A 16,259-nucleotide genomic window follows, 5' to 3' on the forward strand; every position below is an offset into this window, starting at 1 on the left:
TCCCCAGGATAATTATCAAACCCGGTGGTTTCTCGCGACCGGGTTTTTTATTTGTCACGATTTTGCGTTACCCTTGCATCTCTTTGAGGTACAGGGAAAAAAAGATGAAAAAAGCGGGTCTTCTTTTTTTGGTGATGATAGTTATCGCCGTTGTGGCTGCCGGTATTGGTTACTGGAAATTAACCGGTGAAGAGTCGGATACATTACGTAAGATTGTCCTTGAGGAATGTTTGCCCAATCAGCAGCAAAATCAAAATCCTTCGCCATGTGCGGAAGTCAAACCCAATGCCGGATACGTGGTTTTAAAAGATCTTAATGGCCCACTGCAATATCTGTTGATGCCAACGTATCGTATTAACGGTACTGAAAGTCCTTTGTTGACCGATCCTTCAACGCCGAACTTCTTTTGGTTGGCCTGGCAGGCGCGTGATTTTATGAGCAAAAAATACGGCCAGCCGGTTCCCGATCGCGCGGTTTCTTTGGCGATCAACTCCCGCACCGGGCGTACGCAAAACCATTTTCATATTCATATCTCTTGTATTCGTCCTGATGTGCGCGAACAGCTGGATAACAATCTGGCGAACATCAGCAGCCGCTGGTTGCCACTGCCAGGTGGTTTGCGCGGGCATGAATACCTGGCGCGTCGGGTAACGGAAAGCGAACTGGTACAACGCAGCCCATTTATGATGCTGGCGGAAGAAGTGCCTGAGGCGCGGGAACATATGGGAAGCTACGGGCTGGCGATGGTGCGGCAGAGTGATAACTCATTTGTATTGCTGGCGACACAACGAAATCTACTGACGCTGAACCGTGCTTCAGCCGAGGAAATTCAGGATCATCAGTGTGAGATTTTGCGTTAAGGCGAAGAGTTAAGGAAAGTAAGTGCCGGATATGAAATCCGGCACCTGTCAGACTTAAGCCTGTTTAGCCGCTTCTGCAGCTTTAACGATTACTGCGAAAGCGTCAGCTTTCAGAGAAGCACCACCAACCAGCGCGCCGTCGATATCCGGCTGAGCAAACAGTTCTGCAGCGTTAGACGCGTTTACAGAGCCGCCGTACTGAATGATCACTTGTTCAGCGATGTTAGCGTCAACTTTAGCGATGTGGTCACGGATGAATTTGTGAACAGCCTGTGCCTGAGCCGGAGTTGCAGATTTGCCAGTACCGATTGCCCATACAGGTTCGTAAGCGATAACCGCACCTTCGAATGCCGCAGCACCCTGAGTTTTCAGTACCGCGTCGATCTGACGTGCGCAAACTTCTTCAGTTTTGCCCGCTTCGTTTTCAGCTTCGGTTTCACCGATGCACAGAACCGGAGTCAGGCCCTGCTCTTTCAGCACCGCGAATTTTTTCGCGATCAGTTCGTCAGATTCTTTGTGGTAAGTACGACGTTCAGAGTGACCGATGATGATGTACTGTGCGCCGATGTCTTTCAGCATAGCAGCAGAGGTTTCACCGGTGAATGCGCCGGACAGGTTCAGGTCCACGTTTTGCGCACCCAGCATGATGTGGCTGCCTTCAGCTTCACGCTTCGCCATATCGATGTACATTTCCGGTGGTGCGATTGCAACCGCACAGCCAGCAACACCTGCCAGCTCTTTACGCAGGTTAGAAACCAGCTCGTGAACCATGTGGCGGCTGCCGTTCAGTTTCCAGTTACCCATCACTAAAGGATGTCGCATTTTAATTCTCCACGCTTATAAGCGAATAAAGGAAGATGGCCGCCCCGCAGGGCAGCAGGTCTGTGAAACAGTATAGAGATTCATCGGCACAAAGGCTTTGCTTTTTGTCATTTATTCAAACCTTCAAGCGATTCAGATAGCGCCAGCTTAATCGGTTCAACAGCGAAGGTCAGCCCCTTTTCGCCGTTGTCCGCGACAACATAACGCAGTGCACCTTCTGTCTCGGTGTAATAACGTTTGTTTTTCCCCGCCGTTAGTAGCGACTGCAGTTTTTTCTGGCTTTGTGTTTTGGTCATTAATGGGGTGAGTGTGCGGATCACCGCTGCCATATATTCCTGAGCTTTCGCTTTCGCGGCTTTTTGCTCTGGCCCCTGGATGGGTAGCCAGGTCATTTGAATGCTTTTGATTTTTAAGGTACCGCGCTCCAGCGCTGTAGAAGCATACAAGTTCTCGTTAATTTTACTTGCAGCACGAGTGAGATTGGCTTTGTCGGGACTGCTGTCGATGGCACGAAATTCGTTCAGTGGCAGGCTGGGATTCTGGCTGTTAAAGTCTTCTCGAAACTGGCTGATGGAGAGATCGAAAGTAGGGGCTCCAGCCAGCAGATAAGGCGCGGTCGTTGCCGTATCTGGTGTTTGTGCATGCGCCGTTGTTGTAACGGTTAATGCAGAACATAAGAGAAAAAACAGCGTACACCCTGGCTTCATTGACAGTACCTTTTGTTATGACTGGCTCCGATTAAAACGATATCTGTCGCCCTTGTCAAAAGGGTAGAATCCTGGAAAAGACAACCATCAAGGAACTTACATGACCATACAGCAATGGTTATTCTCATTTAAAGGGCGTATTGGACGCCGTGATTTCTGGATTTGGATAGGCCTGTGGTTCGCAGGCATGCTGGTGCTTTTCTCACTGGCGGGTAAAAATTTACTCGATATTCAGACCGCGGCGTTTTGCCTTGTGTGCTTGCTCTGGCCAACAGCGGCAGTAACCGTTAAGCGTTTGCATGATCGCGGGCGTTCCGGCGCATGGGCATTTCTGATGATTGTGGCGTGGATGCTGCTGGCGGGTAACTGGGCGATTTTACCGGGTGTCTGGCAATGGGCGGTAGGGCGTTTTGTCCCGACGTTGATTCTGGTGATGATGCTTATCGATCTTGGTGCGTTTGTTGGCACACAAGGCGAAAATAAATATGGTAAAGATACTCAGGATGTGAAGTATAAAGCCGACAATAAATCAAGTAATTAACCTTTAGTATATCTCTTACTGCTATTTTTTTCCGGGATTGTTATTTCCACGATGCAAATGACAATACCCGGAAAATCCTTCTGAACTCTTCACCTTAAGCAATATCAAAAAAAATGGTAATCCATAAGATCATTACTTGTTTGTTCTTCCCTTAACGGCGCATTATTCTTAAGTCGTAATCGACAGAGAGGCGAATATACAGAGGTGCCCTATGAAAGATGTCGTAGATAAATGCAGTACTAAAGGATGTGCGATTGATATCGGTACGGTGATTGATAACGACAACTGTACCAGTAAGTTTTCGCGCTTTTTTGCCACCCGCGAAGAAGCAGAGTCCTTTATGACCAAACTGAAAGAGCTTGCCGCCGCTGCATCCTCTGCAGATGAAGGGGCCAGCGTGGCCTATAAGATTAAGGATCTGGAGGGGCAAGTTGAGCTTGATGCGGCCTTCACCTTCTCATGCCAGGCCGAGATGATTATTTTTGAGTTATCACTGCGTTCGTTAGCTTGATGGAGTTGCTTTAGAAGGAGTTAAACATGGCTTATAAACACATTGGCGTGGCAATTTCCGGGAATGAAGAAGATGCCTTACTGGTGAATAAAGCCCTGGAGCTCGCCAGACATAATGACGCTCACCTGACGTTAATTCATATTGATGATGGCTTAAGCGAGTTGTACCCGGGTATCTACTTCCCTGCAACAGAAGATATTCTTCAATTGTTGAAGAATAAGTCGGATAACAAGCTGTATAAACTGACGAAAAATATTCAATGGCCGAAGACAAAACTGCGTATTGAACGCGGAGAAATGCCGGAAACACTGCTGGAAATTATGCAAAAAGAGCAGTGCGACCTCCTTGTCTGTGGTCATCACCACTCATTTATCAACCGTTTGATGCCGGCATATCGCGGGATGATCAATAAGTTGAGTGCGGATTTGCTCATCGTGCCGTTTATCGATAAGTAACCGCTTACCAGTAATGCTCCGCTGTCATATGGCCCGGTCGGCGACGTAAATGTTTCGTCATCTGCCGGGTCTCTTTCAGCAACTGTTGGGTATCGCGCACCATCTGTGGATTGCCGCACAGCATCACATGGCTGGTTTCTTTATTCATCGGCAGGCCAATCGCGCTTTCCAGTTCACCACTTTCAATTAATGCCGGTATCCGTCCGGTGAGCGACCCCGCTGCCGTTTCCCGACTGACCACCGTCTGAATGCGCAGTTTTCCTTCGTAGCGTTTTTCCAGTTCTTGCATCAGTGGCAAATAGCTTAAGTCGGCGGCATAACGTGCGGCGTGCACCAGGACCAGATTTTTGAAGCGATCTAAATCTTTGCCTAGTTGTAGAATCGATAAATAAGGGCCAATCGCTGTACCGGTTGCCAGCATCCATAGCGTTTCGCAATCTGGCACTTCATCCAGAACAAAGAAGCCAGCTGCTTCGCTAACCACCTGCACTTCATCTCCTGGTTTCAGTGCCGCCAATCGTGGGCTTAATTTGCCATCGGGGACAGTGACCAGGTAAAACTCCAGATCGGGATTATCGGGCGAGTTAACATAGGAGTAGGCGCGTTGGACGCGTTCGCCGTCGATTTCAAGGCCAAGCTTGGTAAATTGCCCGGCGGTAAACGGATGCACAGGGGCGTGAACGGTGAGACTAAACAGGGCGTCGGTCCAGTTCTGCACTTTAGTGACTTTGCCTGTTACCCAATCAGCCATGTTTTTCTCCTGTTTTGATTGACTTGCCTTATCTTCGTTCTCCGAACAAAAAAATTCCAGTCCCGAAGGACTGGAAGGCTCAATCGATCAAATCAATCAGAGGATGTGCACCTGCATTTCCCGGTCTTTGCGATCCAGATAGTGGATAGACTTAATGCGGCGAATGGTGCGTGATTTGCCGCGGATCAGCAGCGTTTCGGTAGTCGCGATATTGCCTTTGCGGCTAATGCCTTCCAGCAGATCGCCTTTGGTAATACCGGTGGCAGAGAAGATGACGTTATCGCTGCGCGCCATATCGCCCAGACGCAATACTTTACCGGCTTCGATGCCCATCGCTTTGCAGCGTGCCAGCTCCTGCTCGCCAATGCGACGATTCTCTTCGTTGTCGCCTTTGACGTCATGACGCGCCAGCAGACGACCGTTCATGTCGCCATCTAATGCGCGGATCACCGCCGCAGAAACCACGCCTTCCGGCGCGCCACCAATACCGTACAGCACGTCAACTTCGCTGTCTGGCATACAGGTGAGAATTGAGGCCGCAACGTCGCCATCCGGAATAGCAAATACGCGTACGCCGAGTTGCTGCATTTCTGCGATAACGGCATCGTGGCGTGGTTTAGCCAGAATCGTTACCGTTAGTTCGCTCAATGGTTTTCCGAGCGCCGCGGCAACATTGCGTAGGTTATCCGCCAACGGCAGATTCAGGTCAATGGCGCCCTTAGCTCCCGGTCCGACGATCAGCTTCTCCATATACATATCTGGCGCGTTGAGGAAGCAGCCTTTATCGCCTACTGCCAGCACCGCCAGCGCGTTAGCCTGACCCATCGCCGTCATGCGCGTGCCTTCAATCGGATCAACAGCAATATCTACCGCGTCGCCGCGACCAGTACCGACTTTTTCACCAATGTAGAGCATCGGTGCTTCGTCGATTTCACCTTCACCAATGACGATGGTGCCGTCAATGTTGACCTGGTTGAGCATAATACGCATGGCGTTTACCGCCGCGCCGTCCGCGGTGTTTTTATCGCCGCGTCCTAACCATTTGTAGCCAGCCAGCGCCGCAGATTCGGTGACGCGGGAAAATTCGATGGCAAGTTCTCGTCTCATAGCAAACTCTAAGCAGTAAGGAATGGCGCGAAGTGTAGCACAGGGGAAGGGTGGGATTATTGATGTGTGCGGGGTTGCCCCCGCACGGTTTCAGAGTCTGCGTGATGCCGGATGCGGCGTGAACGCCTTATCCCGCCTACACAAAATGGAATTGGCTCGTAGGCCTGATAAGACGCGTAAGCGTCGCATCAGGCGATCAGCATCAGGCAATCGATTCAGGTGCCTGACATTACTCGTCGTGTTCTTCCCACGCCATCGCGCGTTTGACCGCTTTTTTCCAGCCTGCGTAACGGTAATTACGCTCAGTGGTTTCGATGCCTGGACGGAACTCGCGCTCAATCACCGCTTTCTCTTGCAGCTCGTCGAGGTTCTGCCAGAAGCCAACCGCCAGGCCTGCGAGATAGGCCGCACCCAATGCGGTGACTTCGCGAACTTCCGGGCGCTCAACGCGGGTGCCGAGAATATCGGACTGGAATTGCATCAGGAAATTGTTTGCTACTGCGCCACCATCCACGCGCAGGGCGTGCAGACGGATACCAGAGTCGGCCTGCATCGCTTCCAGCACGTCACGCGTCTGATAAGCAATAGACTCCAGCGTCGCGCGTATAATGTGGTTAGCGTTCACCCCACGAGTCAGACCGAAAATCGCCCCGCGCGCATACGGGTCCCAGTACGGCGCACCCAGCCCGGTAAATGCCGGAACCACATACACACCATTGGTGTTTTGCACTTTGGTGGCGAAATATTCGGAATCGTAGGCGTCGTTAATCAACTTCATCTCATCGCGCAGCCACTGAATGGATGCGCCTGCCATAAACACCGCACCTTCCAACGCATAGTTCACTTCGCCAGTCGGGCCGCAGGCGATGGTGGTCAGCAGGCCGTTTTCTGATTTCACCGCTTTCTCGCCAGTGTTCATCAGCATAAAGCAGCCAGTGCCATAGGTGTTCTTCGCCATCCCTTCTTTCACGCACAACTGACCAAACAGCGCGGCCTGCTGGTCACCGGCGATCCCGGAGATTGGAATACGCGTGCCGCCTTTGCCGCCAATGTTAGTCTGACCGTACACTTCGGAAGAACGACGCACTTCTGGCAGCATCTCGCGCGGAATATCCAGCACTTCCAGCATTTTGTCGTCCCAGTCCAGGGTATGGATGTTGAACAACATGGTACGAGAGGCGTTGGTATAATCGGTCACATGGACACGGCCCTGAGTCATTTTCCAGATAAGCCACGTATCAACCGTACCAAACAGCAATTCACCACGACGCGCACGCTCGCGAGAGCCTTCCACATGGTCGAGGATCCACTTCACTTTGGTGCCAGAAAAGTACGGGTCAATCACCAGACCGGTATTGCTGCGGATATAATCTTCTAAACCGTCACGTTTTAAATGCTCGCAGATTTCTGCGGTACGACGGCACTGCCAGACAATGGCGTTATAGATAGGCTTGCCGGTTTCTTTTTCCCAGACAATAGTGGTTTCACGCTGGTTCGTAATACCGATAGCTGCAATTTGATCGGAACTGATATCGGCTTTCGCCAGCACTTCTACCAGCGTGGAGCTTTGGGTGGCCCAGATTTCCATTGGGTCGTGTTCTACCCAGCCTGGTTTTGGGTAGATTTGCTCAAATTCGCGCTGCGACACGCTAATGATATTGGCATCGTGATCCATTACGACCGCGCGGGAGCTGGTGGTGCCCTGGTCGAGCGCAACGATATATTTTTTTTCAGTCATGTTTAATTGTCCCGTAGTCATATTACAGCGAAGCTTTTTGTTCTGAAGGAGTTGTGGTCTCCTTTTCTTCCACAACACAGATATCGCAAGGCAAATGGCGACCAATCAGTTTGCGGTAGGCAAATGCACCTACAATCGCGCCAACGATAGGGCCAAAAAGCGGCACCAGGAAGTAAGGAATGTCTCTGCCGCCGGTAAAGGCGACATTGCCCCAGCCCGCCAGCCAGGCAAAGACTTTCGGACCGAAGTCACGCGCTGGGTTCATGGCAAAACCCGTCAATGGGCCCATAGATGCGCCAATGACCGCAATCAGTAGACCAATCAGCAAGGGAGCCAAAGGGCCGCGTGGTACACCGTTGCCATCGTCCGTTAACGCCAGGATCAGCCCCATCAGAATAGCGGTAATCACCATCTCAACTGCGAAAGCCTGCACAAAATTGATATGAGGATTAGGGTAAGTAGAGAAAGTGCCAGCCAGATCAACACTTTCAACGCTGCCGCGAACAATATGATGAGTCTGCTCGAAGTCGAAAAATAAATTGTAGTAAAGCCCGTAAACTAAAGCCGCAGCACAGAAAGCGCCGGCAACTTGTGAAACGATAAAAGGGATAACTTTGCGCTTGTCGAAACAGGCAAACAGCCACAATGCAATGGTAACAGCGGGGTTAAGATGCGCGCCGGAAACCCCTGCGGTCAGGTAGATGGCCATTGCCACCCCCAGTCCCCAAATGACACTGATTTCCCACTGACCAAAAGACGCACCAGCGACTTTTAGTGCTGCAACGCAACCCACACCGAAAAAAATCAACAACCCGGTACCGAGGAATTCAGCAATGCACTGGCCTTTCAAGGTTGATGTTTGACTCATAATCGGATCCTGAAGAGTTAATGTTTGTTGTATGCGTGAAAGTCACGGACCTCCACGATGCTTGTAGGCATGCTGTAAACTTATCGTTAACGAGCAAAAACGAGAAATATCGAACTTAAAATGTGTGTGCTTCGTCATAAAATGAGCGTTATCGCGCCATTTATTCCATCTGATTGTACATGATGCATGTTTGTTAGATCATTCGCGCAACAAATTTATTAACATTTTCGATTGGTGTGGATTATGTCTCCAGGAGAAGGATGAAAAGTGTGGCAAACCGTAATCTGCAAGGCGTGCCGCTGGACAGCGATGGCGCGGCTTCATACAATCGGAGCTAACTAAAGTGCGCTCGTATTTATTAAGGCGTCACCGGTAATCGGGACGAGGATTTTTTATCCATCAACGCCTTGCAATTCAGGAGAGGTATGACAATGTCATTAGAAGTGTTTGAGAAACTGGAAGCAAAAGTACAGCAGGCGATTGATACCATCACTCTGTTGCAGATGGAAATCGAAGAGCTGAAAGAAAAAAACAACTCACTGTCGCAGGAAGTTCAAAATGCCCAGCATCAGCGCGAAGAGCTGGAGCGTGAGAACAACCATCTGAAAGAACAGCAGAACGGCTGGCAGGAACGTCTGCAGGCCCTGCTGGGTCGCATGGAAGAGGTTTAATCTCTTCCATGCAGAGGCGCCGCAAGGCGCCTTATTTTTTACTTCACTGTATTTTTAGCAGACAACATAATCTCCATCGCCTGTTGGCGATATTTATCTGCCGTATCTGGCTCCATTAATGCAATGATCCCCACAGCCCTGGGGGTGTCTTCAAGATAAACACTGATGGTTCTTTTCTGCTGACCATCAAAATTTATCAACACATCCTGATACTTACAGGTGAAATGTTTGGCATTACAATCATGAAACTGGAAGGTTTCTTCATTGTATTGATCCTTGAGATTGTCTCGCTGCATCTTCTTTAACTCTTCCAGCGAGTCATCGGCGCTACGTCCTGCGGGCAGGCGGAAAGCAGAAATAAAGACGCTATTATCTTCACTTCTTATATCAATGGTTTTATCAGTACTAATAGAAACCGTATTCCAGTGTCGGTTTGGGACAGTCACGGAAATAGCTGCCTTCTCAAACGTATAGTGCCACGGGGTGAACAGACGAAACGTATTGCCGACGTTGGATAAAAGCAGGACTCCCAATACCCAACAGCACCCGCGAGTAAAACTGGCGAAGTTACGCGTTTTTTTAGTGAATGTGCACAGAATACCTGACACAAGCACGGGAAGTAATAACGGCCCAAGAAGTACTGAACCGATATACTCGCCAACCATCCCAGGATCTCCAGTAAGCAAGTTACTGTGCTGAAGATGACTAAGAAAAACAGTTATTATCCATAGTATTAATAAGATAACGTACCTCATATCAATCCATTATTATTAACATGCACATCAGATCATTGACGAGCAGAAAGCATCATTTTCATTACTTCTTCTTGATATTCGTCCAAATAATCTGGGTCGATAGCTGCGACCAGTTGTATCAAATTAGTGTTATCCAGTAGAGTCATGAAAATAGCATGTCTTACTTTGCCATCACTCATTGTTTGCACTCTTTCCTGATAAGCGCAGGCAAATCCCTGAACATCACAAACATGCATTTCTGCAGTTCCGTTTTGAGTCGCGGTAAGTTCCTCGATTGAATGCACACCGAGTTCATTTTGTGAGAAGGCAACAATAGCTAAAATAGCATGGGCATCCCGGGTCACCAGGGTTGGTCCTTGTTTTACTATATTGGCAACCCACTGTTTGCTCGGAACCGTGACGGTGATACCTGGCTCCGGGAAAGTATAATCCCATATGCTGTGTTGTTCCCACACCGTATAGCTGCTATAGATAAGAAATAATCCCATTAACCAACAAGTGCCGCGAATAAAGCTGCGGCTGCTTCTTTTTTTTATCGTTATACAGATGATTGTGGCGATAATAAATGATAAGGCAAGTGGGTTAAAAAATACGTTAGCAAAATATAAAATCATTTCACCCGCGTTGCCAGATAAAAGAAATTTGTAGCGGAAATGGTTAACGGCTATAAGTAATAAATATATAAATAAAAGAATAATATTCTGCATGAATACGTCCATGTATAAAAAAGGGGAATTTAATTCCCCTTTTAACGCATGGCAGATACTTATTCAATATCCAGCGGATCTTCTGAAAGAATAATCCCGGTATTGTCGGCATAAAGATGGTCGCCGGAGAAGAAGGTTACACCGCCAAAATTGACGCGGACATCGCTTTCGCCAATGCCTTCGCCAGCGGCACCAACCGGAATTGCCGCCATCGCCTGGATGCCGATATCCAACTCTTCCAGGTCATCTACCTGACGCACCGCGCCGTAAATAACCAGACCTTCCCATTCATTTTGTACTGCCAGACGCGCCAGTTCAGCATCGACCAGTGCGCGACGAACAGAACCACCGCCATCGACGACAAGAACACGACCACGGCCATTCTGTTCGAGCAGATCGTACAGCAACCCGTTGTCCTCGAAACATTTTACCGTGATTATTTGTCCGCCAAACGACGCCCGTCCGCCAAAGTTGGAGAACAGCGGTTCCACGACGTTAACATCTTCTTGATAGATGTCACAAAGCTCGGAAGTATCGTATTTCATAGGCTTAACATTCAGTTGCTGCGAGAATTTTCAGTATATCGCGCTATGTAGGCTGTTGGCAAAATCATCAATTGTTAATTGATATTTGTCAGTTATGCTGCCCACTGGCTTAGGAATATCCCTAAAACAAACAGCAGGTTAGTCAGTAACGCTCCCTTGACAGTACGTTCCAGCATTGGTCGCATCGCCACCGGGTCCATTTCCCGCATCACATAACGGGCTTGCTTCACCAGTAATGGTGCCGCCAGCAGGAACAGCCAGCCCCACAGGCTATGCAGCGAAAAGAGATTAAACAGCGCCAGACATACCAGAGAGCCCATCAGCAGGCAGGCATGATAACGACGCGCGTTCACTTCACCTAAGCGCACCACCAGCGTGTTTTTGCCATTTTCGCGGTCGCTATTGATATCACGCAGGTTATTAATGTTCAGTACTGCCGTTGCCAGCAGGCCACAGGCGGTCGCCGGAAGGATCAGTGCCGGAATCAATGTATGAGCCTGTAAATACCAGCTCCCCATGACGCTTAACCAGCCAAAGAAAACCAGTACGGAAATATCACCCAGACCGATATAACCATAAGGACGATTGCCCACGGTGTAGGTGATCGCGGCAATGATCGACAACCCGCCAAGAATCAGGAAACCGACAAAATCAGCCAGCGTATGGCATGCCACTGCAACCAGTGCCAGCCCGGAGAGACAGATGAGCACGACGGTAATAATGAGCGCCCGTTTCATCTCTTGCTGGGTAATGACCCCTTTTTGCATGCCGCGTAGCGGCCCAATGCGGTCAGGTTTATCGCTGCCTTTTACTGCATCGCCGTAATCATTGGCGAGGTTAGAAAGGATCTGTAATAGCCCGGCGGTAATCAGTGCCAGCAGGGCGACCAGCGGATCGAAGTGACCTTGCCACCATGCCAGCGCTGTCCCGACGATAATTGCAGCAAAGGCGAGGGGGAGGGTTTTAGGTCGTAAACTTTCCAGCCACGCCTGAGTTCGGCTAATTTGTTGTTCAGTCATAATACGCGCCAATAAAAATGGGGCCTTTCAGCCCCATCAAACAATGATGAAAATGATTGAACGCGATTATAGGATAAAACGGCTCAGATCTTCATCTGCCACCAACGCGTCCAGATGTTTGCTCACATAATCTGCGTCAATAGTGATATTTTGACCGCTTAAATCGCTGGCGTCGTAGGAAATCTCTTCCATTAAACGCTCCAGAACGGTATGTAAACGACGAGCACCGATGTTTTCGGTAGATTCGTTCACCTGCCATGCCGCTTCCGCGATGCGCTTAATACCGGAGTCGGTAAACTCGATATTTACGCCTTCAGTCGCCATCAGTGCTTTGTACTGCACGGTGATAGAGGCATTCGGCTCGGTCAGAATACGCTCGAAGTCGCTGGTGGTCAGTGCCTGCAGCTCAACGCGGATTGGCAGACGACCTTGCAGTTCCGGGATCAGGTCAGACGGTTTCGCAATCTGGAACGCGCCAGAAGCGATAAACAGAATGTGGTCAGTTTTGACCATCCCGTGTTTGGTGGAAACGGTGCAACCTTCTACCAGCGGCAGCAGGTCACGCTGAACGCCTTCACGAGAAACATCCGGACCGGAAGACTCGCCGCGCTTACAGATTTTGTCGATTTCGTCGATAAACACGATCCCGTGCTGCTCAACAGCGTCGATAGCGTCTTGCTTCAGTTCTTCCGGGTTCACCAGTTTCGCCGCTTCTTCTTCAATCAGCAGCTTCATGGCGTCTTTGATTTTCAGCTTACGCGCTTTTTGCTTCTGGCCGCCCAGGTTCTGGAACATGGACTGGAGCTGGCTGGTCATCTCTTCCATGCCTGGAGGAGCCATAATTTCAACGCCCATCGGTGCTGCGGCAAGATCGATCTCGATTTCTTTGTCATCAAGCTGGCCTTCACGCAGTTTCTTGCGGAATGCCTGACGAGCAGCGGACGGTTCCTGCTGTTGTTCGGTCTGTCCCCAGTTGTTTTTAGCCGGTGGGATCAGCACGTCGAGAATACGTTCTTCTGCCAGTTCTTCAGCGCGATAACGGTTTTTCTCGATAGCCTGGACGCGTACCATTTTCACGGCGGCATCGGTCAGATCGCGAATAATAGAATCCACTTCCTTACCGACATAGCCCACTTCGGTGAATTTGGTCGCTTCAACTTTGATGAACGGCGCATTCGCCAGCTTAGCCAGACGACGGGCGATTTCAGTTTTACCGACACCGGTCGGGCCGATCATCAGGATATTTTTCGGGGTCACTTCATGGCGCAGCTCTTCGTTGAGCTGCATGCGACGCCAGCGGTTACGCAGAGCAATCGCCACGGAACGCTTGGCGTTGTCCTGGCCGATGATGTGCTTATCCAGTTCGCTGACGATTTCGCGTGGGGTCATTTCAGACATGGGAGATCCTTACGCTTTGTAGCTTAATTCTTCGATGGTGTGGAAATGGTTGGTATAGATGCAAATGTCGCCTGCAATATCCAACGCCTTTTCAGCAATTTCACGAGCACTAAGTTCAGTATTTTCTAACAGTGCACGCGCCGCAGCCTGGGCGTAAGGGCCGCCGGAGCCGATAGCAATAAGATCGTTTTCTGGCTGCACCACGTCACCGTTACCGGTGATGATAAGCGATGCAGTTTCATCCGCGACTGCCAGCAGTGCTTCAAGTTTGCGCAGCATGCGATCGGTACGCCAGTCTTTTGCCAGCTCAACGGCGGCTTTAACCAGATGGCCCTGATGCATTTCCAGTTTACGTTCAAACAGTTCGAACAGCGTAAAAGCATCCGCAGTACCGCCCGCAAAGCCCGCGATGACTTTGTCGTTGTACAGACGGCGGACCTTTTTCACGTTGCCTTTCATTACGGTATTACCCAACGTGGCCTGACCATCACCAGCGATGACCACATGGCCGTTACGGCGTACGCTTACTATAGTTGTCACGAGCTGACCCCTTGGTTACGAATACAGAGTACAAACCCCGTACAAAAGTACGGGGCATAATGCAATTATAGATGGGGGGGATTTTGAGGGTTTCAACCCCCGGCGGCGAGCCGAATGCAGTTTGTATGACCCGCCATCTTCAACCGATTGAGGGTGCTGTCTGCGTTCTCTTTGCCTTTCACCGGGCCAATGACCACACGATTCCAGCCATTGTTGGTGGTGATTTTCGAGTCAAATCCTTCGAACGCCAGCTGAGCACGTACCGTCTCTGCCTGTTCCGCGCCTCTGAACGAACCGCACTGCACCATCCAGCGGCGTTCGTCTTTTTTCTCCGCCGTCGGTTTTGGCGCGTCAGCGGCACGAGCAACTGGCGCAGCTTGCTGCGGCTTCGACTGCGCGGTCGTGTGCGCAGGGGTTTGCAGCAGATCCTGGTAAGGCTGCTGAGTAGAAGCCGGTTTAGACTGGCGCGGTTGCGCCTGTACCGGCGCGGCTTGCGACGTACGCGTCTGCTGCTGCCAGCTTTGTTCAGTCGTACGCGACTGCTGAGCCAGACGTTGCTGTTCCGCTAATTGCTGCGCCTGACGCTGGCGCTGTAGCGTTTGCTGGCGCTGTTCCGGCGTCTGTTCATTCCACGGAACTTCAACCAGCTGCGTTGGCTGCTGGCGCATATCAGCCTGCATTTGTTCAAGAAGCTGACGTTGTTCTGGTGTCAGTTGCTCCGGCGTTTTCAATTCACCACCAGCAGAAGGTTCTGTGGGCGCACGCACACCCGGCTGGCGACTTTCCAGCTCTTTGATGTAGCGCCAGCGTTCTTCTGGTTTTGGTGGTAGTCCGTTTCCGGTCACTTTCTGGCTTTGCAGCGTCTCGGACTCTTCTTTCTTGTGATGCGTAATGAAGTACAGACCACCGATAAAGGTCACAAGAACGGCGGCAGCAATAGCGACCATAGCGGGAGAAACCGCAGGCAGATTTCGTTGCTTTTTCCGTGAGGTGCTCTTTTTTCGCCGCGAAGGTGCCGGTTGGCTGCGGCGTACATAATCTCGTTGTGCCACTATCGTTTCGCTGTATTTATTCGTTCGTCAGCCCGCCATGTTACTTAAGCGGCGGGCCTTTGACCAGTCACGGCAGTCTTAAAGGTTTACTTTAAGGTAACGCGCGTGTTGATCCCCGGATGATAAGTTCGCAGTCCATTAAACGAGAGCCACTGCCAACGTGTTGCCCCTGCATTTGATCAAGCAATAACAGCATAGCTTCCCGACCGATTTCGTAACGCGGCTGCGCGATGGTTGTCAGCGGCGGATCACAAAATTGCGTCAGGTCGATGTTATCAAAACCGATTATGGAAAGGTCTTCCGGGACTTTCAGCCCCTGGCGTTTTGCCTGAGAAAGTGCGCCGAGCGCCATCACATCGCTATGGCAGAAGACAGCAGTAGGCGGTTGTGGAAGATCAAGCAGCTGCTGCATCGCTTTGCTTCCGGCTTCGAAGGTGAAGTCGCCACGGGCGATGTATTGCGGATCAACCATAATGCCGCAGCGACGCAGCGCCTGAACGTAACCTTGCAGGCGGTAGTGACACAGCGGCATCTCTTCGGGACCGGCTATACAGCCAATCCGTTTATGCCCTTGCTCATATAAATAATTTACTGCATCAAATGCGGCGGTCAGATTGTCGATATGAACGGTAGGCAGCTCCAGTTCCGGTGCAAATTCGTTCGCCATCACCATCGGCGGCAGATTACGCTGTTCCTCAATGCTGGCATCAAACGGCAGCCTTGAACCCAGCAGCAACATGCCATCAATTTGCTTGGTGATGATCAAATCGATAAAGGTTTTTTCCTGCTGATTTTGATGCGCACAGTCGCCAATCAGCACCAGATATCCGTGATTTGCCGCCGTAACTTCTATACCGCGAATAATTTCGCTAAAGAAGGGATCGCAGATATCCGGGACAATCACCAGAATGGTGCGGGATTCATTACGCTTGACGTTGCGCCCCATAGGCTGCGGTAAATAACCCACTTCCCGGGCCGCTTTTTCAACCCGATTACGGGTGGCCTGGGAGACTTTATCGGGATTCATTAATGCTCGGGAGACGGTCGCTGTAGAGACTTTTGCCTTGAGGGCAACGTCTTTCATGGTCGCGGCAGTTTCCTGCTTCTTCGCTTTCACACTCACTCCTCGCCTGGCACGTCAGGCGTACTACATCCATGTTTACTTCACATCGGCAACATTTTTAGCAGATAGCGCGTGAAAACGGTTACAGA

General features: G+C 50.4%; 19 protein-coding genes. 5 read left to right on the forward strand and 14 right to left on the reverse strand.

Annotation, left to right across the window (positions count from 1 at the left end):
- Nucleotides 1-104 precede the first annotated feature (104 nt).
- Nucleotides 105-860 carry a CDP-diacylglycerol diphosphatase gene (cdh, locus tag HUZ68_RS00190; protein ID WP_000708998.1) on the forward strand — a complete coding sequence of 252 codons (756 nt, stop codon included), beginning with the start codon at nucleotides 105-107 and terminating at the stop codon, nucleotides 858-860.
- A gap of 54 nt (nucleotides 861-914) precedes the next feature.
- Here the strand turns inward: cdh and tpiA are convergent, their stop codons facing one another.
- Nucleotides 915-1,682, reverse strand: coding sequence for a triose-phosphate isomerase (gene tpiA / locus HUZ68_RS00195; protein ID WP_001216325.1), 768 nt, complete (start codon nucleotides 1,680-1,682; stop codon nucleotides 915-917).
- Nucleotides 1,683-1,789: 107 nt separating this feature from the next.
- Entirely contained in the window at nucleotides 1,790-2,389 is a 600-nt protein-coding gene (locus HUZ68_RS00200; protein ID WP_000802226.1) for a YiiQ family protein, read from the reverse strand.
- 100 nt (nucleotides 2,390-2,489) lie between these two features.
- Between HUZ68_RS00200 and HUZ68_RS00205 the strand changes: the two genes are divergently transcribed.
- From HUZ68_RS00205 to uspD, 3 genes are all read left to right on the forward strand, one after another.
- Nucleotides 2,490-2,930, forward strand: a complete 441-nt coding sequence (locus HUZ68_RS00205; protein ID WP_000155257.1) for a DUF805 domain-containing protein — start codon at nucleotides 2,490-2,492, stop codon at nucleotides 2,928-2,930.
- A gap of 211 nt (nucleotides 2,931-3,141) precedes the next feature.
- Nucleotides 3,142-3,441 (forward strand): DUF406 domain-containing protein, encoded by a 300-nt coding sequence (locus HUZ68_RS00210; RefSeq protein ID WP_000655986.1) that lies wholly within the window; start codon nucleotides 3,142-3,144, stop codon nucleotides 3,439-3,441.
- A gap of 26 nt (nucleotides 3,442-3,467) precedes the next feature.
- Complete coding sequence (gene uspD / locus HUZ68_RS00215) at nucleotides 3,468-3,896, forward strand: universal stress protein UspD (RefSeq protein ID WP_000323555.1); 429 nt, start codon at nucleotides 3,468-3,470, stop codon at nucleotides 3,894-3,896.
- A gap of 4 nt (nucleotides 3,897-3,900) precedes the next feature.
- On the opposite strand, the gene fpr is transcribed toward uspD, so the two are convergent.
- From fpr to glpF, 4 genes are all read right to left on the reverse strand, one after another.
- Nucleotides 3,901-4,647 (reverse strand): ferredoxin--NADP(+) reductase, encoded by a 747-nt coding sequence (gene fpr, locus HUZ68_RS00220; protein WP_000796310.1) that lies wholly within the window; start codon nucleotides 4,645-4,647, stop codon nucleotides 3,901-3,903.
- A 96-nt stretch (nucleotides 4,648-4,743) separates the two neighbouring features.
- Complete coding sequence (gene glpX / locus HUZ68_RS00225) at nucleotides 4,744-5,754, reverse strand: class II fructose-bisphosphatase (RefSeq protein ID WP_239594000.1); 1,011 nt, start codon at nucleotides 5,752-5,754, stop codon at nucleotides 4,744-4,746.
- 229 nt (nucleotides 5,755-5,983) lie between these two features.
- The gene (gene glpK / locus HUZ68_RS00230) at nucleotides 5,984-7,492 is read right to left on the reverse strand and encodes a glycerol kinase GlpK (protein ID WP_000136788.1); all 1,509 of its coding nucleotides are present in this window, start codon (nucleotides 7,490-7,492) and stop codon (nucleotides 5,984-5,986) included.
- 22 nt (nucleotides 7,493-7,514) lie between these two features.
- Nucleotides 7,515-8,360 (reverse strand): glycerol uptake facilitator protein GlpF, encoded by an 846-nt coding sequence (gene glpF / locus HUZ68_RS00235; protein WP_000084268.1) that lies wholly within the window; start codon nucleotides 8,358-8,360, stop codon nucleotides 7,515-7,517.
- 425 nt (nucleotides 8,361-8,785) lie between these two features.
- Between glpF and zapB the strand changes: the two genes are divergently transcribed.
- Complete coding sequence (zapB, locus tag HUZ68_RS00240; protein WP_001296623.1) at nucleotides 8,786-9,031, forward strand: septal ring assembly protein ZapB; 246 nt, start codon at nucleotides 8,786-8,788, stop codon at nucleotides 9,029-9,031.
- A gap of 38 nt (nucleotides 9,032-9,069) precedes the next feature.
- Here the strand turns inward: zapB and HUZ68_RS00245 are convergent, their stop codons facing one another.
- From HUZ68_RS00245 to cytR, 8 genes are all read right to left on the reverse strand, one after another.
- On the reverse strand, nucleotides 9,070-9,696 hold the full coding sequence (locus HUZ68_RS00245) for a hypothetical protein (protein WP_000232687.1): 627 nt from the start codon (nucleotides 9,694-9,696) through the stop codon (nucleotides 9,070-9,072).
- Between the two features lie 122 nt (nucleotides 9,697-9,818).
- Complete coding sequence (locus HUZ68_RS00250; RefSeq protein ID WP_239594001.1) at nucleotides 9,819-10,493, reverse strand: hypothetical protein; 675 nt, start codon at nucleotides 10,491-10,493, stop codon at nucleotides 9,819-9,821.
- 59 nt (nucleotides 10,494-10,552) lie between these two features.
- Nucleotides 10,553-11,038: a ribonuclease E activity regulator RraA gene (gene rraA, locus HUZ68_RS00255; RefSeq protein ID WP_000872908.1), complete on the reverse strand. Its 486-nt coding sequence runs from the start codon at nucleotides 11,036-11,038 to the stop codon at nucleotides 10,553-10,555.
- A gap of 92 nt (nucleotides 11,039-11,130) precedes the next feature.
- Nucleotides 11,131-12,057: a 1,4-dihydroxy-2-naphthoate polyprenyltransferase gene (menA, locus tag HUZ68_RS00260; protein ID WP_000139496.1), complete on the reverse strand. Its 927-nt coding sequence runs from the start codon at nucleotides 12,055-12,057 to the stop codon at nucleotides 11,131-11,133.
- A gap of 66 nt (nucleotides 12,058-12,123) precedes the next feature.
- Complete coding sequence (hslU, locus tag HUZ68_RS00265; RefSeq protein ID WP_001293341.1) at nucleotides 12,124-13,455, reverse strand: HslU--HslV peptidase ATPase subunit; 1,332 nt, start codon at nucleotides 13,453-13,455, stop codon at nucleotides 12,124-12,126.
- 9 nt (nucleotides 13,456-13,464) lie between these two features.
- Nucleotides 13,465-13,995, reverse strand: coding sequence for an ATP-dependent protease subunit HslV (hslV, locus tag HUZ68_RS00270; protein WP_000208242.1), 531 nt, complete (start codon nucleotides 13,993-13,995; stop codon nucleotides 13,465-13,467).
- Nucleotides 13,996-14,087: 92 nt separating this feature from the next.
- The gene (ftsN, locus tag HUZ68_RS00275) at nucleotides 14,088-15,047 is read right to left on the reverse strand and encodes a cell division protein FtsN (RefSeq protein WP_239594002.1); all 960 of its coding nucleotides are present in this window, start codon (nucleotides 15,045-15,047) and stop codon (nucleotides 14,088-14,090) included.
- Between the two features lie 91 nt (nucleotides 15,048-15,138).
- The gene (gene cytR, locus HUZ68_RS00280) at nucleotides 15,139-16,164 is read right to left on the reverse strand and encodes a DNA-binding transcriptional regulator CytR (RefSeq protein ID WP_000644904.1); all 1,026 of its coding nucleotides are present in this window, start codon (nucleotides 16,162-16,164) and stop codon (nucleotides 15,139-15,141) included.
- Nucleotides 16,165-16,259 lie beyond the last annotated feature (95 nt).

The organism is Shigella dysenteriae (assembly GCF_022354085.1).
GTDB lineage: Bacteria > Pseudomonadota > Gammaproteobacteria > Enterobacterales > Enterobacteriaceae > Escherichia > Escherichia coli.

Coding starts and splice junctions, on each gene's coding strand:
- cdh (WP_000708998.1), top strand. CDS start 105: ATGAAAAAAGCGGGTCTTCTTTTTTTGGTGATGATAGTTATCGCCGTT.
- tpiA (WP_001216325.1), bottom strand. CDS start 1,682: ATGCGACATCCTTTAGTGATGGGTAACTGGAAACTGAACGGCAGCCGC.
- HUZ68_RS00200 (WP_000802226.1), bottom strand. CDS start 2,389: ATGAAGCCAGGGTGTACGCTGTTTTTTCTCTTATGTTCTGCATTAACC.
- HUZ68_RS00205 (WP_000155257.1), top strand. CDS start 2,490: ATGACCATACAGCAATGGTTATTCTCATTTAAAGGGCGTATTGGACGC.
- HUZ68_RS00210 (WP_000655986.1), top strand. CDS start 3,142: ATGAAAGATGTCGTAGATAAATGCAGTACTAAAGGATGTGCGATTGAT.
- uspD (WP_000323555.1), top strand. CDS start 3,468: ATGGCTTATAAACACATTGGCGTGGCAATTTCCGGGAATGAAGAAGAT.
- fpr (WP_000796310.1), bottom strand. CDS start 4,647: ATGGCTGATTGGGTAACAGGCAAAGTCACTAAAGTGCAGAACTGGACC.
- glpX (WP_239594000.1), bottom strand. CDS start 5,754: ATGAGACGAGAACTTGCCATCGAATTTTCCCGCGTCACCGAATCTGCG.
- glpK (WP_000136788.1), bottom strand. CDS start 7,492: ATGACTGAAAAAAAATATATCGTTGCGCTCGACCAGGGCACCACCAGC.
- glpF (WP_000084268.1), bottom strand. CDS start 8,360: ATGAGTCAAACATCAACCTTGAAAGGCCAGTGCATTGCTGAATTCCTC.
- zapB (WP_001296623.1), top strand. CDS start 8,786: ATGACAATGTCATTAGAAGTGTTTGAGAAACTGGAAGCAAAAGTACAG.
- HUZ68_RS00245 (WP_000232687.1), bottom strand. CDS start 9,696: ATGGTTGGCGAGTATATCGGTTCAGTACTTCTTGGGCCGTTATTACTT.
- HUZ68_RS00250 (WP_239594001.1), bottom strand. CDS start 10,493: ATGCAGAATATTATTCTTTTATTTATATATTTATTACTTATAGCCGTT.
- rraA (WP_000872908.1), bottom strand. CDS start 11,038: ATGAAATACGATACTTCCGAGCTTTGTGACATCTATCAAGAAGATGTT.
- menA (WP_000139496.1), bottom strand. CDS start 12,057: ATGACTGAACAACAAATTAGCCGAACTCAGGCGTGGCTGGAAAGTTTA.
- hslU (WP_001293341.1), bottom strand. CDS start 13,455: ATGTCTGAAATGACCCCACGCGAAATCGTCAGCGAACTGGATAAGCAC.